The sequence below is a fragment of the Actinoplanes sp. NBC_00393 genome (assembly GCF_036053395.1).
Taxonomy (GTDB): Bacteria; Actinomycetota; Actinomycetes; order Mycobacteriales; family Micromonosporaceae; genus Actinoplanes.
This window is the reverse complement of sequence record NZ_CP107942.1, coordinates 2,215,868-2,238,182: the sequence shown is the minus strand read 5'-3', so window position 1 is coordinate 2,238,182 and position 22,315 is coordinate 2,215,868. Positions and strand designations below refer to the sequence as shown.

The following is a 22,315-nucleotide window of genomic DNA, read 5'->3' as shown; positions in this document are numbered from 1 at the left end:
AAGGATTCCTTAGATCGAAGTCAGTTCGGGGTCGGCGATGCCGCTCACCGGGAGGTGGGCTCCGCCGCGGTAGCGCGTACCGAAGTGGTTGCCGGGCAGCCGGTCGCCGGCGCCGAAGATCCGGTCGCGCAGGGTTTCGTACTCGTCGTACTCGCGGCGCAGCCGGCCGCGGTCGCGCAGCACCGGGACGACGAGTTCGATGAAGTCGCGGGCGGTGTCGTAGGAGTGGTACTGCAGCAGGTTGATGCCGTCGATGCCGACCTCGTCGAGCCAGCGTTCGATCTCGTCGGCGACCTGCTCGGGGTTGCCGACGGCGAGCAGCGGCTGGCGGGTCAGGTCGCCGAATCCGGCGAGGTAGTCGCCGACGGTCTGCTCCGGGTCGAAGGCGCGGAACCGGCCAGCCCTGCCCTCCTCGGCGCCGACCTCGGCCAGTTGGGCGTCGGCCGGGAGGGCGGTCGGGTCCCAGGGCAGGCCGGCGTGCGCCAGGTAGCCGTCGGGGCTGGCGAGCTCCTGGAAACGGGCGAGCTTGGCCTTGGCCTCGGCCTCGGTCGGAGCCACGATGACGCCGGCGGTGGTGATGAACCGTACGTCGTCGGCTTGCCGCCCGGCGGAGACCGCCGCGGCCCGGATCCCGGCGATCGTCTTCTGGATGCTGGCCGTGTCCGGGCCGCCGGTGAAGACCACCTCGGCGTGCTTGCCGGCGAAGGCGGTGCCGGCCGCGCTGGCGGTCGCCGTGAAAAGCACCGGGGTGCGCTGCCGGGTCGGTGACGGCAGGTGCGGGCCCTCGACCTTGAACCAGCGGCCCTCGTGGTGGATCGGCCGGATCTTCGACGAGTCGGCGAACACGTTGCCGTCCCGGTCGGCGACGATCGCGTCGTCGTCCCAGGAGCCCTCCCACAGCTTGTAGAGGACGTCGAGGTACTCGTCGGCCTTGGCGAACCGCAGGTCGTGCTCGACCTCGCCGTCGTGGCCGAAGTTGCGGGCCGCGTTCGGCAGGTACGAGGTGACGATGTTCCAGCCGACCCGGCCCTTGGTGAGGTGGTCGAGGGTGCTGAGCCGGCGGGCCCAGGCGAACGGCGGCTCGTAGGTGGTGGAGAAGGTGATCCCGAACCCGAGGTGCTTGGTGACCGCGGCCATCGCCGGCACGACGGACGCCGGGTCGTTGTTGGGGATCTGCAGGCCCTCGCGGATCGAGGTGGCCGCCGAGCCGCGGAACACGTCGTAGGTGCCGATCACGTCGGCCAGGAAGACCGCGTCGAAGCCGCCCTTCTCCAGCAACTGGGCCAGCTCGGTCCAGTACTCGATGTCGTTGAACCGTTCCCGGTTGTTGTCCGGCAGCCGCCACAGACCGTGGGTGATGTGGCTGACGCAGTTCATCTCGAACAGGTTGAGTATCAATCGCTTCATGCGGCGCTCACCGGGGCGAAGGTCCCGCGGTACCGCGCCGCGGGATGCGTGTCCGGCAGCCGGTCGCCGCGGCCGAACAGCTTCTCGCGCAGCGTTCCGGGGGCGTACTCGCGCTGGGCCAGACCACGTTCGCGCAGCACCGGGATCACGTGGTCGACGAACTCCTCGTAGCTGCCCGGGATCTCGGCGTTCACCACGTTGATCCCGTCCACCCCGGCGGAGCGCCACAACGCCAGTCGGTCGGCGATCTGCTCGGGCGTACCGGTGATCCGGCCGTTGTGGGCGGTGTAGTGCGCGACGTCGCGCAGCGTGGGCTCCCGGTCGGTGACCAGGTCCTTGATCCAGCCGACGATCGACTGGACGCCCTCGGTCCTCAGCTCGCCGACCGGGCGGTCCAGGTCCTCGTGGCCGAAGTCGATGCCGACCGCGCCGGACATGTGTGACAGCTGGGCGTCGAAGTCGATCCACTGGTCGAGTTCGTCGCTCTTGCGCTTCGCCTCCTCCTCGGTGGAGCCGACCACGAAGTGCAGCCCCTGGAAGAACTTGAGATCGTGCGCCGAGCGGCCGTGCCCGACGGCGCGGGCCCGGATGTCGGCGGTGTCGCGGGCCGCGGCCTCCAAGTTCGGGGCCTGGATGAACACCGCCTCGGCGTTCTTGGCGGCGAAGGTGCGGCCCGCCTCGGAGGCGCCGGCCTGGAACAGCAGCGGGGTGCGCTGCGGGGTCGGGCTGACCAGGTGCGGACCCTCGACCCGGTAGCGCGGGCCTTCGTGGTTGATCCGGTGGATCTTGTCGTAGTCGGCGTGGATGCCGGTCTCCCGGTCCTGCAGCAGGGCGTCCTCCTCCCAGGAGCCCTCCCACAGCTTGTACGTGACGTCGACGTACTCGTCGGCCCAGGCGTAGCGCTCGTCGTGCTTGGTCAGGCCGTCGAGACCGAAGTTGCGCGACGCGTTGGGCAGGTAGTTCGTGACGATGTTCCAGGCGATCCGGCCGTTGCTGGCATGGTCCAGCGTGGAGATCCGGCGGGCGAAGTTGAACGGGTGTTCCTGCAGGATCGAGGCGGTGAACGCGATGCCGAGGTGCTCGGTGGCGTACGCGATCGCGCCGGCCAGCACCGACGGGTCGTTGCTGGGCACCTGCAGCCCGGCCTCGACGTACTTGCGCTCGTCACCGCGGTACGGGGCATACAGACCGACCACGTCGGCGAAGAAGATCGCGTCGAAGCCGCCCCGCTCCAGGGTCCTGGCCAGGTCGACCCAGTGGTTCAGGCTGTTGAAGTCGGCCTGGCGGGCGGTTGGGCGCCGCCAGGTGCCCTGGATGATGTGGCCGGCGGTGTTCATCACGAAGGCAGCGAAGTGCAGGGGCTTCTCAGACATGGATTCTCCGTCTCAATCTCTATCGGGAATATAGGCTTAGTGGGTTATGGTTCCGCAAGACGTCCCGTGCAAGTCATTGCCGATAACCCCCACACCGCCCCCGATCACCCGACGGAGGACGCCATGCGATTCGAGCAGCTCGAATACCTTGCCGCCGTGACCCGCTACGGCTCGCTGCGCCGCGCGAGTGAGCGACTGCACATCTCCCAGCCGGCGATCAGCGAAGCCATCCGCAAGCTCGAACGCGAACTCGGGGTCACCCTGCTGGACCGACACCGCTCCGGCGCACGGATCAGCCTGGCCGGCCGCGACCTGCTGCGGCCGATCGTCGACGTGCTGGAGTCGGTCGAGCGGCTCAAGGCGGCCGCCGGCGACCAGCTGGCCACCCGGCGGCTGCTGCGCATCGGCACCGTCAACGCCGGCACCGCCTCACTCGTGCTGCCGGCCGTGCGTGCCTTCCAGGCCGCCAATGGACGCGCCGCGGTCGAGATCCGCAACATGCAGCAGGACGAGATCCAGGTGGCACTGGCCGAGGGCACGCTGGACCTGGGCCTGGTCAACCTGCTCGACGGCGACGACGTGCCGCCCGATCTGGAGGCCGTGCCGCTGCTCACCGGCCGGCCCGCCGCGGTCCTGCCGGCCGGGCACCGCCTGGCCGCGCAGCCGGCCGTCTCCGCCGACGACATGCGCGGCGAACGGTTCGTGGCGATGCGCTCCGGCTACCTGATGTACCGGTTCGCCCACCGGCTCTTCGGCTCCGACCTGCCCGCGGCCTGGCACTCCACCGACGGCGCCGAGATGGGCAAGATGATGGTCTCCGAGGGCATCGGGCTGACCGTGCTGCCCGATTACAGCGTGCTCGGCGACCCGCTCGAACAGGCCGGGCTGATCGTCACCCGGCCCCTGCTCGGCGACACCACGGTGATCACCATGGCCGCCCTGCACCGCCGCCAGACCCGGGTCCTGCCCGCCGTGCTCCAGCTGCTGGAACACCTGCGCGAGCAGGCCCGCGAACCCCTCCCGGCCCGGACTGCCTGATCAGCTCGGCGGGCCGGGCGGCATGCTGCGCTTGTGCGCGGTCGCGTGGTAGCGCTCCAGGATGGCCTTCTCGATGTCCGGCGGGACCGGGCGGCCCTCCAGGAAGTCGTCGATGTGGTCGTAGCTGAACCCGAACACCTCTTCGTCGGGCAGGCCCGGGCGCTCCGACTCCAGGTCCGCGGTGGGGACCTTGCGGATCAGGCCGGTGGGCGCGCCGAGCGCCTCGGCGACGGCACGCACGCGGCGCTTGGTCAAACCCGCCAGGGGTACGACGTCCGCAGCGCCGTCGCCGTGCTTGGTGAAGAACCCGGTGACCGCCTCGGCCGCGTGATCGGTGCCGACGACCAGTCCGCCCAGCGCGCCGGCCACCGCGTACTGCGCGATCATCCGCTGCCGGGCCTTGATGTTGCCGAGGACGAAGTCCTCCTGGGCGCGGTCCCGGATCGCCAGCCCGCCGGCCCGTAACGCGGCGTATCCGGCGTCACTGGCCGGCCGGATGTCCACGGTCATCGTCCGGTGCGGCTGGATGAACGCGAGCGCGGCCTGCGCGTCGTCCTCGTCGCGCTGCACCCCGTAGGGCAGCCGCATCGCGACGAACTCGGCGCCGGCCCGCTCCGCCGCCAGTTGGCAGAGCCGGCCGGCCACCGTCGAGTCGACGCCACCGCTGATGCCCAGCACCAGCGCGGACGCCTTCGCGCCGGTCAGCGTGTCGGCCAGGAAGGCGACCCGCCGCTCGATCTCACGGTGCGCGTCGAAGTCCGTGCCGACGCCGAGTTCGCTGGCGATGTTCATGCCTCAGCACGCTACCGGCCGATGCACCGGCCCGCCGGTCAACTCCCGTTGATGGACCAGTGCCACGGCTCGGACGGCAGGTTCACGAAGCCGTACTTGCCGGCGTTCGCGGCCATCCACTTGAAGGCCTTGCTGCTGCGGGAGTTGATGGTCTTCTTGTTGTACGTCATGTCGATCGCCAGACCGAGCTCGTGCAACGACCGGCCCGGGATCGCGGTCGGCACCCGGCACGAGGACGCCGGAGCGGTCCACACGTCGGGGCAGCCGTTGATGGTGCGCAGCTCGACCTGCCGCTGCTTGGTGCGGAAACCGCCGCCGGAGAGCGGGATGCCGGCCTTCGCCGCGTCGTCGAGCATCCGCTTGAACGGGGTCGCGACGATCTTGTTGACGGTCACCCCGTACACCGTGGTGGTCTGCTCCATGGTGAAACGTGCCCGGGTCTCGGTCACCACCTGGTTGCGGATCTCCGCGGCCTGCGCGGTCAGGGCCGTGCGCCGCGCCGGCCAGGCCTTGATCGTCGCCTCGGCGCCGGTGACCGCGTTGACCGCTGTCTGGTGCGCGTTGACCGCTGCGGTGACCTGGCGAGTCGCTGACGCGTACGCCGTCTGTGCTGTCTTGAGCGCCGCCGCCGCGGTGCCCGCAGCGGCGTGCCGGGCCTTGAACGTGGCCTCAGCCGTGGTCAGCGCCTTGCGGGCCTTGGTGACCCGGCTCTTGCTGTACGGCTTCTTCTTCTTGGCGGCGCTGACCGCCTTCTTCGCCGTCTCGACCGCCTTCTTCGCCGCCATCCGCTTGGTGCGGGCAGCCAGATCGGCGGCGGCCGCGCCGGTCACCGTCGTCTCCGCGGCAGTCTGACCCCGGCGGGCCTTGGTGACCTCGGCGTTGCGGGTGGTCACCGCGGCCTTGAGAGCGGGCAGCTGCGCGGTGAGCTGGACGGCCTGCGTCTCCAGGTTGAGCTTGCGGCGAATGGTCTGCGACCAGGTCGTTCCGGCGGACGCCGCCGCATTCGCCGTGACGTCAGCCTGGGCCGGCACCGCACCGACGGTGACCGCCAGGATCAGTGCCGGACCGGTCAGGCCCAGCCATTGCTTCTTCGTCTTCGATTTCCCGTTGCCAAGCACAGTGCCGGCTCCTCCCCCATCGCACGGACGCCGGGGAACCGAATCGGTGGCGTGCCGTGCGAGGTGAAGGAATCCAGGGAAATCAACCCGTTTCGCAACCGGGGATCAGGCGATCTTCCGCCGGTAGGCGGCCATGGCGAATCCGTACGCGACGACGGTGATGCCGACGCACCAGGCGATCGCGATCCAGATGTCGTTGCCGACCGGTTGCTGTTCGAGTAGAGCTCGGATCGAATTGACGATCGAGGTGACCGGCTGGTTCTCGGCGAACGCTTCCACCGGCGCCGGCATGGTGTCGGTGGGGACGAATGCGGAGCTGATGAAGGGCAGGAAGATGATCGGGTAGGAGAATGCGGAAGCGCCGTCGGGAGAGGACGCGGACAGTCCGGCGATGACCGCGATCCAGGTCAGCGCCAGGGTGAACAACAGCAGCAGGCCGGCCACCGCGAGCCAGGCCGGCACACCGGCCGAAGTGCGGAAACCCGCGAGGAGCCCGACGCCGATGATGACGATCGCGGAGATCGAGTTGGACACCAGCGAGGTCAGCACGTGACCCCACAGCACCGACGACCGGGCGATCGGCATCGAGTTGAACCGCTCGAAGATCCCGCCCTGCAGATCGTTGAACAGGCGATATCCCGTGTACGAGACGCCGCTGGCGATCGCGATCAGAAGAATGCCGGGCATCAGATAGTTCGTGTAATTGTCGGCGCCGGTCTGGATCGCGCCGCCGAAGACGTAGCGGAACAGCAGCATGAACGCGATCGGCATGATCGTGACGGTGATGATGGTGTCCAGGCTGCGGGTGATGTGCTTCATCGACCGGCCCAGCATCACGCCGGTGTTGCTCAGGGTCAGGGTGCTCATCACTGGCCTTTCTGGTTGCTGCCGACGGTGGCCAGGAAGATCTCCTCCAGGGAGGGTTGCCGTTCCACGTATTCGACCTTCGCGGGCGGCAGCAGCTCGCGCAGCTCGGCGAGGGTGCCGGAGACGATGATGGTGCCCTGGTGCAGGATCGCGATCCGGTCGGCCAGTTTCTCGGCCTCCTCCAGGTACTGCGTGGTGAGCAGGACGGTGGTGCCGTTGTCGGCGAGGCCCTGGATGACCTGCCAGACCTCGATCCGGGCCTCCGGGTCGAGGCCGGTGGTCGGCTCGTCCAGGAAGATCACCGGCGGCTCGCCGATCAGGCTCATCGCGATGTCGAGGCGCCGGCGCATACCACCGGAGTAGGTGCCGACCGGCCGGCCACCGGCGTCGGTGAGACTGAACCGTGCGAGGAGGTCGTCGGCGATGTGGCCGGAGTCTTTGATCTGCCGCAACTTCGCGATCATGATGAGGTTCTCGCGGCCGGTGAGGATCTCGTCGACCGCCGCGAACTGCCCGGTCAGGCTGATCGATCCGCGGACCTGCCGGGGCTGGGACACGACGTCGAACCCGTTGATCGTGGCCGTGCCCTCATCCGGTCTCAGCAGGGTCGCGAGGATCCGCACGAGCGTGGTCTTTCCCGCCCCGTTGGAACCGAGCAACGCGAAGATGCTGCCCTGCTTGACCTCGAGATTCACACCTTTGAGGACCGGCAGCTTGCCGTAGGACTTGTGCACTCCGGAAACCCGGATCGCCGATTCCATCGTCTGCATTCCGCTCCCCTAGGAGACAGTCACGTTGGACAGGTTGGCGCCGAGGCCCTTGAGCCCGGCGTAGGTCAGCTTGTCCATCCGCGCCCCGTCGAAATTCACGGTGCGGATGGCGTTCCGGAACTTCCGGCTCCAGGCCCGGAACGACACGTCGCGGAAGGTCGCGCCGCGGAACGAGACGTTGCCGACCGCTGCGAACTCGAACTTCACGCTGGTGAAGGCCGCCCCGTCCAGGTTCAGCCCGCGCAGGTCGGAGTAGGAGAAGTCGACACCGGTGAAGGTGCACCCCTCGAACGTGACCCGCCGCAGGTCCGTCTTGCTCAACTTGACGTCGGTCAGCACCACGTCGACGAACCGGACGTCGGCCAGCCCCGACGTGCTCAGATCGGTGCGCACCATGACGGTCCGGCGGAAACTGGCCCGGGCCAGCTCGATAGCCGTCAGGTTCGCGTCGGTCAGGTTGGCGCCGTCGAAGTTGGCGTCCGCCACATCGCTGGCCCGGAACGAACTGCCGGTCAGGTCAGCACCCGAGAAGTCCGAGCCGCGCAGCGCGCTCGCCTCGAACCGCCCGTCGCGGGCCACGACGCCGGCGAAATCGCTCTCCTTCAGGTCGCTCGCGTCGAACCGGGTCACCATCTGCCGCTCCAGCGAGCGGGACAGACTCGACACCTCCCGCACGGTCTGCTCGATGTCGCCGATGCTGTCGACGGTCATCTCGAAAGCGGTCGCGTCGTCCTTGCCCTCGGCCTTCAGGTCCCGGAACCGCTCCTGCAGATCGGCCAGCAGATCCGCCTTCAATTCGTCGATGCTCTTCGCACCCTCGTAGGGGGCGAAAACGCCGTCCACGTACTCGTTCAGCCTGTCGCTCATCGATTCGCCTCCCTCACATCAAGGTGTCGAGCACGCGCTTCGCGTACTCCCAATTGGTTTTGTTCCGGGCGTAGGTGTCCCGGCCCTTGTCGGTGATCCGGAAATACTTGCGGCGGCCGCCCTGCGACTCGTCGCCCCAATACCACGTGATGTCGCCGTCGGCCTCCAGGCGCCGGACGCTGGAATACATCGTGGCTTCCTTCAACTCGTATTCACCCTGCGAGCGCTCGGCGATCAACTTGACGATCTCGTAGCCGTAGCGGTCCGCCTCGGACAGCAACCGCAAGATCATCGTGTCGGTGTTGCCACGCAGCAGATCTGAGGTGATCTTGCTCGTGCTCATCTCTCCGCACCTCCCGAAGTACAAGGTAGGTCGCACTACTATGACTGTCAAGGTAGTTGCCGAGCCAGGGTACCCGGAGACATGCAGTAGTAGGCGTTGAACAGCGAAAACGCTTCAGATGGCGCGGTAGACCGCCAGCCAGGCCTGGTCGCTGTAGGTAGTACGAATGTCTTCGGTACCCAGCAGCTCGCTGAGTTGCGAGCGAGTGAAGAAGTGGTGGGCATCGCTGCCCAGCAGTCGAGCGTTGATCACACCGACGAACAGCAGCGGCAGGATGATGCGCCACAGCGAGACGATTCCGCGCTCCCGTACATGCTCGCCGAGAATGGCTTTCACGCCGGCGCCGGCCCGCGGCGTCGTCACGATCAGCCGGCCGCCGGGCATCAATCGGCCCTTCAGAACGGCAACCGTCTTCGCGGGATCAGGCAGCGCATAGAGAACGTTGCCGCACAGAATCACATCGAATCGGCCGCGTAACTCCGCCAGATCGCCGTTCAGGTCGGCGCGCACGTGAGTGACCCGGGGCTTCTTTCGGCGAGCGCGGTCCAGCATCACCGGCGACAGGTCGACCGCCACGATCTCGCCGGGATTCCTGGCCCGCACCGCGCGCGTCAGATTGCCGGTCCCGCAACCGGCGTCCAGGACACGGCGCGGCCCTTCCGGGACCTCGGCCATCAATTCACCGACCATTTTCCGGTACGGCTGAAGTCGTTCTATCACGTCGTAACAGCGGGCGTAGACGTCCCACAACAGCGTGGTCATCCTCAGCTCCGACCGTCGAGGAAGTCCGCGGTCCCGTGCCAGTCGCGGCCGGCCGCCCGGATGCGCTCGGTGAAGCCGCTGACCTCGCCCCACGCCGGGTAGCCGGCGCCCGTACCATCGCTGCTGATCTTCCGGGCCACGGCGGCCAGGTCGCCGGCGGCGCTGTAGGCGCCGAACCACCGCACCCGGCCCGCATCGATCCGGTCGTGCCACGGCAGCCAGCCCTGCGCGGTCAGCGCCTGCGGCGGTAGGTGCCCGTGCCGCACGAAGGCCTGGCCCTGCAGGCGTTTCGCCTCGGCGATCGCGGCCGGCCCGGTGAGCAGCCCGCACTCGTAGAGCTGCTCCCCGCGGGCCGGCATGACCCGATCGCATCACACCACGTCAATGCGTGCTTCCAGCCGGGCGCGGCAGGCCGGCCACTCCGACGCCGTGATGGAGAAGATCGCGGAGTCGCGCAGGAGGCCGTCCTCACCCGGTGCCCACGAGCGGGACCAGGAACGCAGCACCCCCTCGAAGCGGGCGCCGACCTTCTCGATCGCGACCCGGGACCGGCGGTTGCGGGCGTCGGTCTTCAGGTCGAGCCGGGCCACCCGCCACTGTTCGAACGCGTGCCCGAACAGCAGCAGTTTCGCCTCGGTGTTCAGCCCGGTGCTCTGCGCCGACGCGGCCAGCCAGGTGAAGCCGACCTCGACCGCGCACAGGCCGGTCCCGTCCGGCCAGGGACGCGGATCCCAGTACGCGGTGGCGCCGACAGCCCGGCCGGTGCCGGTGTCGATCTGCGCGTACGGCCGCAGCTTCCCGGCTGCCGCCCTGGCCAGCTGCGCGTCGATGTAGGCGTCCACCTCGGCGGCCGACGGCACCCAGGTGAACCGGTACGAGCCGCGGTCCTCCTCAGCAGCCGCGGCCAGGTCGGCGGCGTGCCGGCGGTCGAGCGGCTCCAGACGGACGCGGCGGCCCTGCAGGACGGGCGCGGTCAGGGTAGCGGGAAAGGACACGACGGCCTCCGTTCGCGGCTTGCCCGGCGCGGGATGCGGCGGACCCGGTCATCACCCGGGGCACCCCACCCACGCAGGAGGGTTGCCGGCCAGCGAGCCGGGGCTTGGCGCTGACACTCATGACCTTGGAGGCGAAACTAGCACGATCGCCTTGCCGGTCGGGGTACGGGCTGTCCACAATGGCGCGGGGACGGGGGGTGAGCCGTGGCCTGGAATCGGGTACGCACGGCCTGGGTCGCGGCCGCTGCCGCGCTGGTGTTGGTGGCGGCGGCGGGGACCTTCGTCTACTTCCGGTACTTCCGGGCGGAGGAGCAGTTGCCCGTCGGGTTCACCATCGCGGTGGAGCCCGACAGCAGTTCCGGGAACCGGCTGTGGGCCTTCCCGGCCGGCACGGTCGACGACACGCCGGACGGCTGCGGCACCGCGCCGTGGGCGCAGCAGAACGGTGGCCGTGACTATCAGATCACCGAGTTCGTGGTGACCATCGGCGCCCACACCGAGCCGCTGCTGCTGGCCGGCGCCGACGTGGTCGCGGACCGGACGCCACCGCAGGCCGTCGACGTCTTCGGATGCCGCGACGATGAGCGGACGCCCGCCGCCTTCCTGCACGTCAACCTCAACGAGAACGAGGCGTTGTGGGCGACGTCCACAGCAGACGCGTTCACCACCGAACCGCTGGAGCGGGAACTGGCGCCGGGCGCTTCCGAGCAGATCCGGGTCCGCGCGATCGGCGCCGACAACGACTACACCTGGCGGCTCGACCTGCACATCGCGTTCCGGGACCGCCAGGTCGTGCACCGCATCGACAACAACGGGCAACCGTTCGTCACGGTCGACGCGGGCCCGGGCAGCCGAGACCTTCGCCAGTGACGTGGCCACGTCAAGCCACGCGGGTCCCGCTGGATCGCGCGCAGGCCCCGCCAGCGGGCAGCGGCCGGCCGGTCGCGGACCTTCGCACAAGACAGGCGACGGTGAGACCCGCTTCGACCGGCCCCACAGGTGGGCGCGCTGGGGGCTGGAGTGGCACGCGGTCGAGGCAAGACGGGTAGGCGTACCGGGAAATGCTCAGCTGGTGTGCTGCAAGGGTGCCGGATCGTCGGCGCTGGGGCGCCGGCGGCGGCTGAAGTGGTGGGTGGCCAGCGCTATCGGCCAGAGAAGCAGGACAAGTACGGCCAGCAGCAGGTATTCGGCCATCGGAACGCGCAGGACCTCGTGGATGGCGGCCAGGTTGCGGCCGGAGTAGACCGTGATGAGCGCGGCAAGGTAGGTGGCCAGGAAGAGCCAGCGGGTGCGGGCGGACAGGCCCAGACCGTGCATCTGCGTGATCACGAAGACGGCCAGGAAGCCGAAGAGGAACTTGGGCCAGGCGCCGCCGGGGCCGGAGTTCATGAAGGCGACGAGGGTGCCGTGTACGGCTACGAGCAGTTCGAGGCTGAGCGTCCACCAGCGGTTGGTGTGGGCGGTGGTGAACATCAGGCTGCTCTGCAACAGCAGCAGGAACACGTAGAAGAAGCCGATGAGGTGGCCGCTGGTGCCTTCCATCGGGTGGTACCAGAACGTGTAGATGACCGCCCAACTGAACAGGTAACCGTGGTAGCGGCGGGCGAAATCCAGCACGGTGGCCGGGATGGGGGCGCGTTTGCCGGCCACCAGGCCGCGCCGGCGGTTCTCCATCAGCAGGACGACGACCAGTAGCAGGACGACTGAGCCCTGCGAGCTGAAGATCGACACGTCCTGGGCCAGGCCGTCGTAGAAGACCTTGGTCTGCAAAGCGTGCAGGGCGACGAAGCCGAGGCTCGCGGCCAGGGCCACCACGTTGATCGGCTTGAGCCCGGCGGTCCAGCGGCGGGTGTGGGTCTGGGCGTACCAGATCAGGCCCCACGAGACGATCTGGTGGGCGGCGTAGCCGAGCCAGGCGGACAGCCGGGTCCACGCGGTGGGTTCGGGGAGCTGCCAGTAGTACCAGCTGGCGCCCTGGTCGGGGCGGAAGCTGACCTCCAGGGTCTGGCCGAGCAGCCAGACCAGACCGGTCAGCAGAGCCACACCGGGTACGCCCCAGAGCAGCGCCCGGTCGCTGCGAAACGCTGTTTCCTTTACCACGCCTAGCAGTATTGTCCATGGTCAGCGGACGGAACAATGGGCGCACGTCGATGGAGGCGGGGAAATTGGGCCGATACCGGTTGCAGGTCAACGGCAAACGCCGGGTGGTGGACGTGCCGGGCGACACCCCGCTGCTGTGGGCGCTGCGGGAGGAGCTCGGGCTGACCGGGCCGAAGTACGGGTGCGGCGTCGGAGCGTGCGGGTCCTGCGTCTCGCTGTTCGACGGCGCGGCCGGGCGGCCCTGCGTCCGGACGGTGGCCGAGTCCACCGGCGAGCGGATCACCACGATCGAAGGGCTGCGGGAACACGCGGTGCAGCGGGCCTGGCTGGAGCTCGACGTGGCGCAGTGCGGCTACTGCCAGGCCGGGCAGATCATGACGGTGGTGGCGCTGCTCGCCGAGGTTCCGGACCCGGACGACGCGCAGATCGACGCGGCGCTGCAGGACAACGTGTGCCGCTGCGGGACGTACCCGCGGATCCGGGCGGCCGTGCGCCGGGCCGCCGAGATCGCCCGGGGGCAGCGATGATCACCCGGCGGACGTTGCTCGGGGCGGCTCTGGTCGTGGCGGTGCCCATCCCGGATGTGAAAAGCGAACTGGCGCCGACCGTGTTCGTGCGGGTCGATCATCGGGGGCGCGTGGTGGTCACGGTTCCGAAACCGGACACCGGCCAGGGGGTACGGACGATGGCCGCGGTCCTGGTTGCCGAGGAACTCGCTGTGGAGGTCAGCGACGTCGCGCTGGAGCAGGCGCCGGGCGACACGGCGAGGTACGGGCCGCAGGGCGTGCAGAACTCCACCTCGAGCCGGCAGCTCGCCGGCCCGCTGCGGACCGCCTCGGCGACCGCCCGATGCCTGCTGATCGCCGCCGGGGCCGCGCGCTGGCAGGTCCCGGCCGCGGAGTGCACCGCCCGGCGCGGGCGGGTCGAGCACCTGCGGCACGGTTCGCTCCCCTACCGGGCCCTGGTCCGGGAGGCGGCTGCCATCGACCCGGCCACCGTGCCGGTCACGTTGACGCCGCCGGAGCAGTGGCGGCTGATCGGCAAGACACGGACCGGGCGGTCCGATGCCCGCGACATCGTCACCGGGCAGGCCCGGTACGGCGCCGAGTCCGCACCGGCCGGAAGCCTGGTCGCGGTGGTGGCCCGGCCGCCCTGGATCGGCGCCCAGGCGACCTCGGTGGACGATTCTGCCGCGCTGGCCCTGCCCGGTGTGCTCGCCGTGGTGCCCCTCGCCGCGCCGGCCGCCGGGCAGGGCGGGGTCGCGGTGATCGCGCGGAACACCGCGACGGCGCTGCGTGGCCGGGAGGCGCTGCGCGTCACCTGGACCGGTGGCAGTCCGGCCGCGGACAGCCGCGCCTGGCTGGCCGATCTGAAGGCGGCGTTGCCCCCGGTCACCGGAGACTTCGATACGGAACGAGTGTTCCGGCTGCCGCTGCTGGCGCACGCGCCGATGGAGCCGATGAACGCGACCGGGCACGTCACGGCCGACGGGGTACGGGTCTGGGCGCCCCTGCAGGACCCGGGCGGACTGCGTACCCAGCTGGCCCGGGTGCTCGCCCTGCCGGAGGCGCAGATCCAGGTCACGCCCACGCTGGCCGGCGGCGGGTTCGGGCGGCGCATCGAGTCCGACGCGGTGCTGGAGGCGCTGGCCTGCTCGCGGGCCGTGGGCCAACCGGTGAGCGTGCGCTGGACCCGGGACGACGACACGCGGCACGACTCGTACCGGCCGATGTCGGTGCACCGGCTCAGCGCGACCCTGGACGCGTCCGGCCTGCCCACCGGGCGCCTGCACCAGGTGGTGACGTGGCCGCTGACCGTCGTCCCGCCGTTCAGCAATCCAGCCCTGGTCAAAGCCAGCGGAGATCACTTTCCGTACGCCGTACCCGGCGAAGTGACGGTCACACTACGGCCGGCCCCGCTGCGGACCGGATTCTGGCGGGCGGTCTATGCGGGCCAGTTCGGGTACGCCGAGGAGTGCTTCCTCAGCGAACTCGCCCGGCGCGGCGGCCACGACCCGGTGGAGTTCCGGCACCGCCTGCTACCGGCCGATTCGCGCCTGCACGGCGTCCTCTCCGCGGCCGCCGAGCGGGCCGGAAAGGCGGACGGAGTGGCCTGCCACCTGGACTACGGCTCGGCGATCGCGGTGCTGGTGACCGCCGACCCCGCCACCCGCCGGGTCCGCAAGGTCACCGCGGCGGTCGACGTCGGCATCCCGGTCCACCCGTCCGGCGTGATCGCCCAGGTGGAAGGCGCCGTCGTCGACGCCCTCTCCACCGTGCTCGGCGCCCAGATCACAGTCCGTGACGGCGCGGTGGTCCAGTCCTCGTTCCGCGACTACGCCTGGGCCCGGATCGGCGACTGCCCGGAGATCGACGTGGTGCTGGTCCGATCCGCGGCCCCGATCGGCGGCCTGGGCGAGCTGGCCTACCCACCGGCAGCCGCCGCAATCGCCTCAGCGCTGGCCACCGACGCCGCCCCGGTAACCGGAATGCCCTACGGCCTCCCGGTGGGCTGACCGCACACCGCCGGCCGAGCACCTCGCTCCGCTCCCGGCCGGCGGCTCGCCAGCCCATCGCCCCGGCTGGCGCCCAGTGTTGTCTCCCGGCCGCGCAAACAGCCGTGAGCGTCAGCCCGACTACCTCAGCTGACGCTCAGCGTCGTTTCCCGGCCGCGCAGACAGCCGTGAGCGTCAGCCCGACTGCCTTGGCTGACGCTCAGCGCTGTTTCGGGTGGTGCGGTCAGAGCCAGCCGGGGACTACGAAGATCAGCCAGGTGACGACGGGGATGATGACGACCATGCTGAAGCCCCAGCGCATCAGGCCCTTGTAGACGTAGTCGCGGCGGTCCTCCGGGGTGTTGGCGACGGTCAGGGCGCCGCTGGTGGAGAACGGGCTGGAGTCGACGATCGAGGAGGACAGCGCCAGGGCGGTGATCAGGCCGACGGCGCCGACAGCATTGGTACCGGTCAGGAACGGGACGGCCAGGGGGATCAGTGCGCCCAGGATGCCGGTGGTGGAGGCGAAGGCGGAGACCGCGGCGCCGATGAAGCAGATGACCAGGGCGGCAATCAGCGGCGTGCCCACGGTGGCTACCTCCTCGCCGAGCCAGTCGATGGTGCCGATGCTCTGCATGACGCCGACGTAGAGCACGATGCCGCAGACCAGCAGGACGGTCGGCCAGGCTACGTGGTTGACGGCGTCCTTGGCCGAGGCAGGTGAGACCAGGGTCAGGATCAGAGCGACGGTCATCGCGACGACGCCGACGTTGAGGTCGAAGAAGAGTGCGGTCACGGTCAGCACTACCAGGCCCACGATCGTCAGGATCCGGTTGCGGTCCAGCGTCGGGACGGGCGCCTCGGTGCGGACCGCAGTTCCGCCACCAGGCTCATCCGGCGCAGGGGAAGGAGAGCCGGAGGAAGGCGCAGGGGAAGGAGAGCCCGAGGAAGGCGCGGAGGAAGAAGAGGAAGCAGAGGGAGAAGCGGTGGAGGGCGGGTCGACACGCCGGCCGAGTAGTTCGCGGCCGCCCCACATGAAGAAGGCGACGATGCTGATGGCCAGGTTCACGAAGAACGAGGCGAGGAAGAGCAGCGTCGGGTTGCCGGGGAGGCCGGCCTCCTCGACCACGCCGTTGGTGATGCCGCCGAAGATGCTGATCGGGGAGAAACCGCCGGCGCTCGCCCCGTTGATGATCAGCAGGCCCATCATCAGCGGGTTGATCCGGTAGCGGACCGCGAACCCCATCCCGATCGGCGCGATGATCGCCACGGAGGCCGGCACTACCGCACCGACCGCGGTCAGCAGCGCCGTGACCAGGAACATGATCCAGGGGATCAGCCCGATCCGGCCCTGCACCGCCCGGATCGCGCTCTGCACCAGCCAGTCCACTGTGCCGTTCGCCGACGCGATGGCGAACAGGTATGTCACCCCGACCAGGATCACGAACAGCTCGCCTGGGAAGCCGGCGAAGACGGCGTCGGCCTTCTCGTCCAGGTCGGCGCCGTCGAGCACGGAGACGCCCAGGGCGAAGCCGGCCACGATGGCGAGCGCACCGAGGTTGATCGATGGCCGGACCGTGGCGATCAGGAAGATGACTGCGAGGATGAGGATCGAGACGAGTTCTACCGACATCGTGGCCTCCGGCCCGACTATAGGCTTACCTATAGATCAATGTCGATCTCGGACAGTGAAGGACAAACGAAGGGTGGCCGCGGCATGGTCTCCACCGGCCGGCACTTCCTGCAGATCCCGGGCCCCACCAACACCCCCGACCGCGTGCTGCGCGCCATGGCGGCGCCGACCATAGACCACCGCGGCCCGCAGTTCGCCGAGCTGGCCCGCGAGGTGCTGGAGGGCCTGCAGCCGGTCTTCGGCACCACCCAGCCGATCGTCATCTATCCCGCCTCCGGCACCGGCGCGTGGGAGGCCGCCCTGGTCAACACGCTCAGCCCGGGCGACAAAGTGCTGTGCTTCGAGACCGGCCACTTCGCGACGCTCTGGCAGGAGATGGCCGGCCGCCTCGGCCTGGAGGTCGACTTCGTGCCCGGCGACTGGCGACACGGTGTAGACCCCCAGCAGGTCTCCGACAGACTCACCGCCGACCCGGACCACGCGATCAAGGCCGTGCTGGTCGTGCACAACGAGACCTCGACCGGCGTCACGAGCCGGATCCCGGAGGTCCGCGAGGCGATCGACCGGACCGGTCATCCCGCCCTGTTCATGGTGGACACCATCTCGTCGCTGGCGTCGATCGAATACCGGCACGACGACTGGGGCGTCGACGTCACGGTGGCCGGCTCGCAGAAGGGCCTGATGCTGCCGCCCGGCCTGAGCTTCAACGCGATCAGCGCCAAGGCGCTGGAAGCTTCCAGGTCGGCCCGGCTGCGCCGGTCCTTCTGGGACTGGCAGCCGATCATCGAGGCCAACCAGCGCGGGTTCTTCCCCTACACCCCGGCAACCCATCTTCTGTACGGGCTACGCGAAGCCCTGCAGATGCTGTCCGAGGAGGGCCTGCCAACCGTCTTCGCCCGGCACCAGCGGCACGCCGAGGCGACCCGGCTGGCCGTACGCGGCTGGGGCCTGGAGGTGCTCTGCGCCGACGAACGCGAACATTCCGGCTCGCTGACCGGCGTCATCGTCCCGGACGGCCACGACGCCGACCAGGTCCGCGCCGTCGTCCTGGACCGCTGGAACATGTCGCTCGGCACCGGTCTCGGCAAACTCGCCGGCCGCATCTTCCGGATCGGCCACCTGGGCGACTTCAACGACCTGATGCTCGCCGGCACCCTGGCCGGCGTGCAGATGGGCCTGATCGCCGCCGGCGTGCCGATCAAGCCGGCCGGTGTCAACGCCGCCTTGGAGAGGCTGCAGAAACCATGAGCGACCTCAAGCACGATCTGGAGAAGGAGCTCGAGGGCGAGGTCGGGTTCGACGCGTACACCCGGCACCTGTTCGCCCGCGACGCCAGCATGTATTCGATCCGGCCGCTCGGCGTGGCCTTCCCCCGGCACGCCGACGATGTGGCCGCCGCGGTCGAGATCGCCGGCCGGTACGGCGTACCGATAGTGCCGCGCGGCGCCGGCACCAGCCTGGCCGGCCAGACCATCGGACCGGGCCTGGTCCTCGATCTTTCCCGGCACATGCGGAACATCCTGGAGATCGACGCGGAGCGGCGGCTGGCCCGCGTGCAGCCCGGCGTGGTGCAGGACCAGCTGAACCGGGCCGCCGCCGCGCACGGCCTGGTGTTCGGCCCGGACACCTCGACCAGCAATCGGGCCACGATCGGCGGGATGATCGGCAACAATTCGGCGGGCAGCGGCTCGGTCCGCTACGGGATGACCATCGACCATGTCCGTGAGCTCGACGTCGTGCTCGCCGACGCCTCCCGTACCCGATTCGCCGCCGGCCGGCAGCAGCGGGCCGCCGCCGGAACGCTGGAGGGCGAGCTCTACCGGCGCCTGCCGCCGCTGCTGACCGACGAGATCATCGCCGGCTTCCCGCCCTACTGGCGGCGCGCCTGCGGGTACCGGCTCGACCGGCTGGCCGACGATCCGGAGTTCAACCTGGCTCCGTTCGTGGTCGGCTCCGAGGGCACCCTGGTGACCGTCACCGAGGCCGTGGTCGACCTGGTGCCCAAGCCGAAGCACACGGTGATCGCGGTCGGCCACTTCACCTCGACGCTGGCCGCGATCGAGGCCACCGAGGACGCCCTGAGCTGTGATCCGGCCGCCGTCGAGATGATGGACCGCACGATCCTCGACCTGTCCCGCCAGAAGATCGAGTACGCCGACCTGGGCCAGATCCTCGAGGGCGACCCGGAGGCGCTGCTGTTCGTGTCGTTCAGCGGCGACGACGAACGGCAGCAGGTCGCGCAGCTCGACCGGCTGATCGGGTTATGGGACAAACACCGCCACGGCTACCACACGCTGCGCGCGGTGACCGCCCAGCAGCAGGCCGGCCTGCTGAAGGTCCGCAAGTCCAGCCTCGGCCTGCTGATGGCCGCCAGCACCGGGACGCTGCGGCCGCTCGCGTTCGTCGAGGACACCGCGGTCGACCCGCAGCATCTGGCCGCCTACACCCGGCGCTTCCAGCAGATCCTGGAACGGCACGGTCTGCGGGCCGGGTTCTACGGGCACTGTTCGGTCGGCTGCCTGCACATCCGGCCGTTCGTCGACGTTCGCCGGCCCGAGCAGGTCCGGGCCATGCGCGCGGTCGCGGTCGAGGTCAAGGATCTGGTACGCGAGTACGGCGGGGTCAACTCCAGTGAGCACGGTGACGGTCTGGCCCGCAGCGAGTTCAACCGGGAGATCTTCGGCGACGACCTGTACGAGGCGATGCGTACCGTCAAAGCGATCTTCGACCCGGAGAACCGGATGAACCCCGGCAAGATCGTCGACGCGCCGGCGATGACCGAGCACCTGCGCGACGCCGCGCTGCCGGAGGCGCCGCCGCTGCGTACCCGGCTGGATTTCTCGGTGGTCGGCGGCATGCGCGGGGCGGCGGACCGGTGCATGAACATCGGGTTGTGCCGCAAAGATGCGGCCGGGGTGATGTGCCCGTCCTACATGGCCACCCGGCAGGAGGAGCACGCCACCCGCGGGCGGGCCAACGCGCTGGTCAAAGCCCTGTCCGAGGCTGATCCGAAGGCGGCTCTCGGCGACGAGCGGCTGCACGGGATCCTCGACCTGTGCCTGATGTGCAAGGCGTGCAAGAGCGAGTGCCCGCTCGGCGTCGACTTGGCGGCGCTCAAGGCGGAGACGCTGGCGCAGCGGCATGACACGCACGGCGTACCGATGCGGTCCAAGATCTTCGGGCGCATCCGCGCGCTGAACCGCCTCGGCTCGGCCACCGCCCCGCTCTCCAATCTGCCCGGCCGGATCGCGCCGCTGCGCCGGATCATGCAGCGCCGGCTGGGGATCGCCGCGGCCCGGCCGCTGCCGAGGTTCGAGCGGGCGAATCTGATCCGCTGGTTCCGCGGCCGGCCAGGCGGACCGGACGGTCCCGGGGTCGTCCTGCTCGCCGATTCGTTCACGACCTTCACCGAGCCGGCGATCGGCCGGGCCGCGGTGGAGCTGCTGACCGCCGCCGGCTGGCGGGTCCGGCTGGAGAGTGGCGGCTGCTGCGGCCGGGCGAGCTACTCCAAGGGGCTGCTGGACGACGCCCGGCAGCAGGCGCAGGCGCTCGCGCGGCGGCTGGCCGGCTCGGACGCGCCGATCGTCGGCTGCGAACCCTCCTGCGTGCTCACCCTGCGTGACGAACACCGCCAGCTGTTGCCGGACGATCCGCAGGTGCGGGAGGTCTCCGGCCGCGTGCGCCAGATCGAGGAACTGCTGGTCGAGGCGATCGACGCCGGCCGGTTGACGCTGAGCGGGACGCCGCAGCGCATCCTCTATCACGGCCACTGCCATCAGAAGGCCGAGGTGGGCACGGCGGCGACCGTCGCGCTGCTGCGCCGCATCCCGGGTGCCGACGTCGTGGAGGTGGACGCGGGCTGCTGCGGGATGGCCGGGTCGTTCGGCTTCGAGGCGGAACACTACGACGTGTCGATGACCATCGGGGAGAGCCGTCTGTTCCCCGCGGTCCGCGGCGAACCGGACACCACGGTCGTGGCGGCCACCGGGGTGTCGTGCCGGCAACAGATCCGGCACGGCACCCAGCGGGACGCCTTACATCCTCTCGAGCTGGTCCGGAAGGCGGTCGCCGATGTCGCACGATGACCTGATCAAGCGGGAGTTCGCCCGGCAGGCCGGCACGTTCGAGGACGCCCGGCTCAACACGGCGTTCACCAGTCATCTGGCGCGGCTCGTCGAGTTCGCCGAGCCGGTGGCCGGTGACGTCTGCCTCGACGTGGCCTGCGGCACCGGGTTGGTCGCGCGGGCGCTGGCGGAACGCACCCGGCACGTGACCGCGCTCGACCTCACCCCGGAGATGCTGGCCACCGGGAAGGCCGGTGCGGACGCGGAAGGCGTACGCAATGTGGTCTTTCAGCAGGGCGATGCCACCCGGCTGCCGTTCCTGGATGCCTCGTTCTCCCTGGTCATCTCGCGATTCTCGCTGCACCAGGTGGCCGAGCCGGCGCTGGTGGCCGCGGAGATGGCCCGGGTCTGCCGGCCCGGCGGGCGCGTGGTGATCGCCGACCTGGTCCGGGACCCAGAGCTGCCCGGCGACCCGGACCGGGTGGAGCGCCTGCGCGACCCGTCGCACGGCACGATGCAGACCGTCGCGGCGATCGAGGCGCTGCTACCGAACGTGACCGCCGCCGAGTCCTTCGACGTGCAACGGCCCCTGGATGTGTGGTTGCAGCAGTCGCGCACTCCGGCCGAGGTCGCCGCGCAGATCGAGGGTGAGCTGCGCGACGAGCTGGGCGGTGGCCCGCCGACCGGCATGCGGCCGCTGCTGGTCGACGGCGCCTTGTGGTTCACACAGACCTGGGCGCACCTGCGGTCAGCGGTTTGAGCGCCGCTCCGACCTGGGCCACGATGCCGGGACGGTGGCCGGTGCGCGGCAGGTTGATGCAGATGCCCTCGATCCCGGCGTCCAGCACCCGCTCCTGGATCTGCTCGGCCACCTGCTCGGGCGTGCCGAGGAAGGCCCGGTTGCGACGGTCCTCCGGGATGCTGTCGGCCAGTTCCTTGGCCTCCGCCTCGGTCTCGCCGACCATCCCCATCGCCAGGAAGCTGGTGGCCAGGGTGGCCGGGTCCCGGCCGATCTCCTCGCAGCGCTGCCGCAGCACGGCCACCTTGTGCGGCAGTTCCGCGGCGTCGCAAATGATGTTCATGTGGTCGGCGAACCTGGCCGCGAGCCGGAACGTCTTCTGCTCGCCGCTGCCGCCCAGCATGATCGGGATGTTCGGCCGCAGCCGCGGATTGTTGATCGCGCCCCGAGCCGTGTACCACTTGCCCTCGAACGACGGCTGCTCGCCCTTGAGCATCGGCGCGATGATCGTCAGCGCCTCCTCGAGCCGCTCGAACCGCTGGCTGAAGGTGCCGAACTCGAAGCCGTAGTCGTGGTGCTCGCGCTCGAACCAGCCGGCGCCGATCCCGAGGATCGCGCGGCCGTGGGAGACCACGTCCAGCGTGGTCGCGGTCTTGGCGAGCAGGGCGGGATTACGGTACGTGTTACCGGTGACCAGCGTGGACAGCTGGATCGTCGAGGTGGCCGAGGCGAGCGCGCCGAGCGTGGTGTAGGCCTCGAGCATCGCGTTCTCCGGCGCCCCGATACCGGGCAATTGGTAGAAATGATCCATCACCAGGACGGTGTCGAACCCGCTGCTCTCCGCCTCGCGGGCCTGGGCGGCGACGGTGTCGAAGAGGTCCTCCACACCGATGCCGGGATAGGTGAAGTTCGGAATCTGGTACCCGAGCCGGATGCTCATCTCTTGCCTCCGC

At 69.8% G+C, this 22,315-nt stretch carries 21 protein-coding genes and 1 riboswitch; of the genes, 7 read left to right on the top strand and 14 right to left on the bottom strand.

Translation table 11 applies throughout. From position 1 onward, the window contains the following. Positions 1-9: 9 nt before the first annotated feature. Positions 10-1,407, bottom strand: coding sequence for an NtaA/DmoA family FMN-dependent monooxygenase (locus OHA21_RS10205; RefSeq protein ID WP_328472554.1), 1,398 nt, complete (start codon positions 1,405-1,407; stop codon positions 10-12). Then, positions 1,404-2,780 (bottom strand): LLM class flavin-dependent oxidoreductase, encoded by a 1,377-nt coding sequence (locus tag OHA21_RS10200; protein WP_328472552.1) that lies wholly within the window; start codon positions 2,778-2,780, stop codon positions 1,404-1,406. The genes OHA21_RS10205 and OHA21_RS10200 overlap by 4 nt, the downstream gene beginning before the upstream one ends. Before the next feature lie 123 nt (positions 2,781-2,903). On the opposite strand from OHA21_RS10200, the gene OHA21_RS10195 reads away from it, so the two are divergent. Further along, complete coding sequence (locus tag OHA21_RS10195; RefSeq protein WP_328472550.1) at positions 2,904-3,818, top strand: LysR family transcriptional regulator; 915 nt, start codon at positions 2,904-2,906, stop codon at positions 3,816-3,818. Here OHA21_RS10195 and nadE read toward each other — a convergent pair whose 3' ends face one another. The 9 genes from nadE to OHA21_RS10150 all read right to left on the bottom strand — a co-directional run bounded on the left by nadE (position 3,819) and on the right by OHA21_RS10150 (position 10,332). After that, positions 3,819-4,610, bottom strand: coding sequence for an ammonia-dependent NAD(+) synthetase (gene nadE, locus OHA21_RS10190; protein WP_328472548.1), 792 nt, complete (start codon positions 4,608-4,610; stop codon positions 3,819-3,821). Positions 4,611-4,648: 38 nt separating this feature from the next. Further along, on the bottom strand, positions 4,649-5,728 hold the full coding sequence (locus tag OHA21_RS10185) for a M15 family metallopeptidase (RefSeq protein ID WP_328472546.1): 1,080 nt from the start codon (positions 5,726-5,728) through the stop codon (positions 4,649-4,651). 105 nt (positions 5,729-5,833) lie between these two features. Then, positions 5,834-6,595: an ABC transporter permease gene (locus OHA21_RS10180; protein ID WP_328472544.1), complete on the bottom strand. Its 762-nt coding sequence runs from the start codon at positions 6,593-6,595 to the stop codon at positions 5,834-5,836. Continuing rightward, positions 6,595-7,365, bottom strand: coding sequence for an ABC transporter ATP-binding protein (locus OHA21_RS10175; protein WP_442875086.1), 771 nt, complete (start codon positions 7,363-7,365; stop codon positions 6,595-6,597). The genes OHA21_RS10180 and OHA21_RS10175 overlap by 1 nt, the downstream gene beginning before the upstream one ends. Positions 7,366-7,374: 9 nt before the next feature. Beyond that, on the bottom strand, positions 7,375-8,232 hold the full coding sequence (locus OHA21_RS10170) for a pentapeptide repeat-containing protein (RefSeq protein WP_328472542.1): 858 nt from the start codon (positions 8,230-8,232) through the stop codon (positions 7,375-7,377). 13 nt (positions 8,233-8,245) lie between these two features. Continuing rightward, positions 8,246-8,575 (bottom strand): PadR family transcriptional regulator, encoded by a 330-nt coding sequence (locus OHA21_RS10165; protein ID WP_328472540.1) that lies wholly within the window; start codon positions 8,573-8,575, stop codon positions 8,246-8,248. Positions 8,576-8,689: 114 nt separating this feature from the next. Continuing rightward, positions 8,690-9,337 carry a class I SAM-dependent methyltransferase gene (locus OHA21_RS10160; protein WP_328472538.1) on the bottom strand — a complete coding sequence of 216 codons (648 nt, stop codon included), beginning with the start codon at positions 9,335-9,337 and terminating at the stop codon, positions 8,690-8,692. A 2-nt stretch (positions 9,338-9,339) separates the two neighbouring features. After that, entirely contained in the window at positions 9,340-9,696 is a 357-nt protein-coding gene (locus OHA21_RS10155; protein WP_328472536.1) for a hypothetical protein, read from the bottom strand. A gap of 12 nt (positions 9,697-9,708) precedes the next feature. Further along, positions 9,709-10,332 (bottom strand): GNAT family N-acetyltransferase, encoded by a 624-nt coding sequence (locus OHA21_RS10150; protein WP_328472533.1) that lies wholly within the window; start codon positions 10,330-10,332, stop codon positions 9,709-9,711. A 10-nt stretch (positions 10,333-10,342) separates the two neighbouring features. Then, positions 10,343-10,457: riboswitch (SAM riboswitch) on the bottom strand. A gap of 79 nt (positions 10,458-10,536) precedes the next feature. Between OHA21_RS10150 and OHA21_RS10145 the strand changes: the two genes are divergently transcribed. Further along, the gene (locus OHA21_RS10145; protein WP_328472531.1) at positions 10,537-11,202 is read left to right on the top strand and encodes a hypothetical protein; all 666 of its coding nucleotides are present in this window, start codon (positions 10,537-10,539) and stop codon (positions 11,200-11,202) included. Positions 11,203-11,397: 195 nt separating this feature from the next. Here OHA21_RS10145 and OHA21_RS10140 read toward each other — a convergent pair whose 3' ends face one another. After that, a complete protein-coding gene (locus tag OHA21_RS10140; protein WP_328472529.1) occupies positions 11,398-12,432 on the bottom strand; it encodes a hypothetical protein in 1,035 nt (344 codons plus the stop codon). Positions 12,433-12,449: 17 nt separating this feature from the next. Between OHA21_RS10140 and OHA21_RS10135 the strand changes: the two genes are divergently transcribed. Both OHA21_RS10135 and OHA21_RS10130 read left to right on the top strand, forming a co-directional pair. Beyond that, positions 12,450-12,959, top strand: coding sequence for a (2Fe-2S)-binding protein (locus OHA21_RS10135; RefSeq protein WP_328472527.1), 510 nt, complete (start codon positions 12,450-12,452; stop codon positions 12,957-12,959). Further along, complete coding sequence (locus OHA21_RS10130; protein ID WP_328472525.1) at positions 12,956-14,947, top strand: xanthine dehydrogenase family protein molybdopterin-binding subunit; 1,992 nt, start codon at positions 12,956-12,958, stop codon at positions 14,945-14,947. Before OHA21_RS10135 ends, OHA21_RS10130 begins: the two co-directional genes overlap by 4 nt. 223 nt (positions 14,948-15,170) lie before the next feature. Here the strand turns inward: OHA21_RS10130 and OHA21_RS10125 are convergent, their stop codons facing one another. Continuing rightward, the gene (locus OHA21_RS10125; protein ID WP_328472523.1) at positions 15,171-16,559 is read right to left on the bottom strand and encodes an SLC13 family permease; all 1,389 of its coding nucleotides are present in this window, start codon (positions 16,557-16,559) and stop codon (positions 15,171-15,173) included. 84 nt (positions 16,560-16,643) lie between these two features. Between OHA21_RS10125 and OHA21_RS10120 the strand changes: the two genes are divergently transcribed. Genes OHA21_RS10120 through OHA21_RS10110 form a run of 3 tightly spaced genes read left to right on the top strand, consistent with a single transcriptional unit; the run spans position 16,644 to position 21,383 of the window. Beyond that, positions 16,644-17,807 (top strand): pyridoxal-phosphate-dependent aminotransferase family protein, encoded by a 1,164-nt coding sequence (locus tag OHA21_RS10120; RefSeq protein ID WP_328472521.1) that lies wholly within the window; start codon positions 16,644-16,646, stop codon positions 17,805-17,807. Next, complete coding sequence (locus tag OHA21_RS10115) at positions 17,804-20,644, top strand: FAD-binding and (Fe-S)-binding domain-containing protein (RefSeq protein WP_328472519.1); 2,841 nt, start codon at positions 17,804-17,806, stop codon at positions 20,642-20,644. The genes OHA21_RS10120 and OHA21_RS10115 overlap by 4 nt, the downstream gene beginning before the upstream one ends. Next, the gene (locus OHA21_RS10110) at positions 20,631-21,383 is read left to right on the top strand and encodes a class I SAM-dependent methyltransferase (RefSeq protein WP_328472517.1); all 753 of its coding nucleotides are present in this window, start codon (positions 20,631-20,633) and stop codon (positions 21,381-21,383) included. The genes OHA21_RS10115 and OHA21_RS10110 overlap by 14 nt, the downstream gene beginning before the upstream one ends. On the opposite strand, the gene OHA21_RS10105 is transcribed toward OHA21_RS10110, so the two are convergent. Beyond that, on the bottom strand, positions 21,346-22,302 hold the full coding sequence (locus OHA21_RS10105; protein ID WP_328472515.1) for an LLM class F420-dependent oxidoreductase: 957 nt from the start codon (positions 22,300-22,302) through the stop codon (positions 21,346-21,348). The genes OHA21_RS10110 and OHA21_RS10105 overlap by 38 nt on opposite strands. Positions 22,303-22,315 lie beyond the last annotated feature (13 nt).

Bases quoted from the DNA above. Each gene is read 5' to 3' on its own strand.
- OHA21_RS10205 (WP_328472554.1), bottom strand. From the start codon at position 1,407: ATGAAGCGATTGATACTCAACCTGTTCGAGATGAACTGCGTCAGCCAC.
- OHA21_RS10200 (WP_328472552.1), bottom strand. From the start codon at position 2,780: ATGTCTGAGAAGCCCCTGCACTTCGCTGCCTTCGTGATGAACACCGCC.
- OHA21_RS10195 (WP_328472550.1), top strand. From the start codon at position 2,904: ATGCGATTCGAGCAGCTCGAATACCTTGCCGCCGTGACCCGCTACGGC.
- nadE (WP_328472548.1), bottom strand. From the start codon at position 4,610: ATGAACATCGCCAGCGAACTCGGCGTCGGCACGGACTTCGACGCGCAC.
- OHA21_RS10180 (WP_328472544.1), bottom strand. From the start codon at position 6,595: ATGAGCACCCTGACCCTGAGCAACACCGGCGTGATGCTGGGCCGGTCG.
- OHA21_RS10175 (WP_442875086.1), bottom strand. From the start codon at position 7,365: ATGCAGACGATGGAATCGGCGATCCGGGTTTCCGGAGTGCACAAGTCC.
- OHA21_RS10170 (WP_328472542.1), bottom strand. From the start codon at position 8,232: ATGAGCGACAGGCTGAACGAGTACGTGGACGGCGTTTTCGCCCCCTAC.
- OHA21_RS10165 (WP_328472540.1), bottom strand. From the start codon at position 8,575: ATGAGCACGAGCAAGATCACCTCAGATCTGCTGCGTGGCAACACCGAC.
- OHA21_RS10160 (WP_328472538.1), bottom strand. From the start codon at position 9,337: ATGACCACGCTGTTGTGGGACGTCTACGCCCGCTGTTACGACGTGATA.
- OHA21_RS10155 (WP_328472536.1), bottom strand. From the start codon at position 9,696: ATGCCGGCCCGCGGGGAGCAGCTCTACGAGTGCGGGCTGCTCACCGGG.
- OHA21_RS10135 (WP_328472527.1), top strand. From the start codon at position 12,450: ATGGTCAGCGGACGGAACAATGGGCGCACGTCGATGGAGGCGGGGAAA.
- OHA21_RS10130 (WP_328472525.1), top strand. From the start codon at position 12,956: ATGATCACCCGGCGGACGTTGCTCGGGGCGGCTCTGGTCGTGGCGGTG.
- OHA21_RS10125 (WP_328472523.1), bottom strand. From the start codon at position 16,559: ATGTCGGTAGAACTCGTCTCGATCCTCATCCTCGCAGTCATCTTCCTG.
- OHA21_RS10120 (WP_328472521.1), top strand. From the start codon at position 16,644: ATGGTCTCCACCGGCCGGCACTTCCTGCAGATCCCGGGCCCCACCAAC.
- OHA21_RS10115 (WP_328472519.1), top strand. From the start codon at position 17,804: ATGAGCGACCTCAAGCACGATCTGGAGAAGGAGCTCGAGGGCGAGGTC.
- OHA21_RS10110 (WP_328472517.1), top strand. From the start codon at position 20,631: ATGTCGCACGATGACCTGATCAAGCGGGAGTTCGCCCGGCAGGCCGGC.
- OHA21_RS10105 (WP_328472515.1), bottom strand. From the start codon at position 22,302: ATGAGCATCCGGCTCGGGTACCAGATTCCGAACTTCACCTATCCCGGC.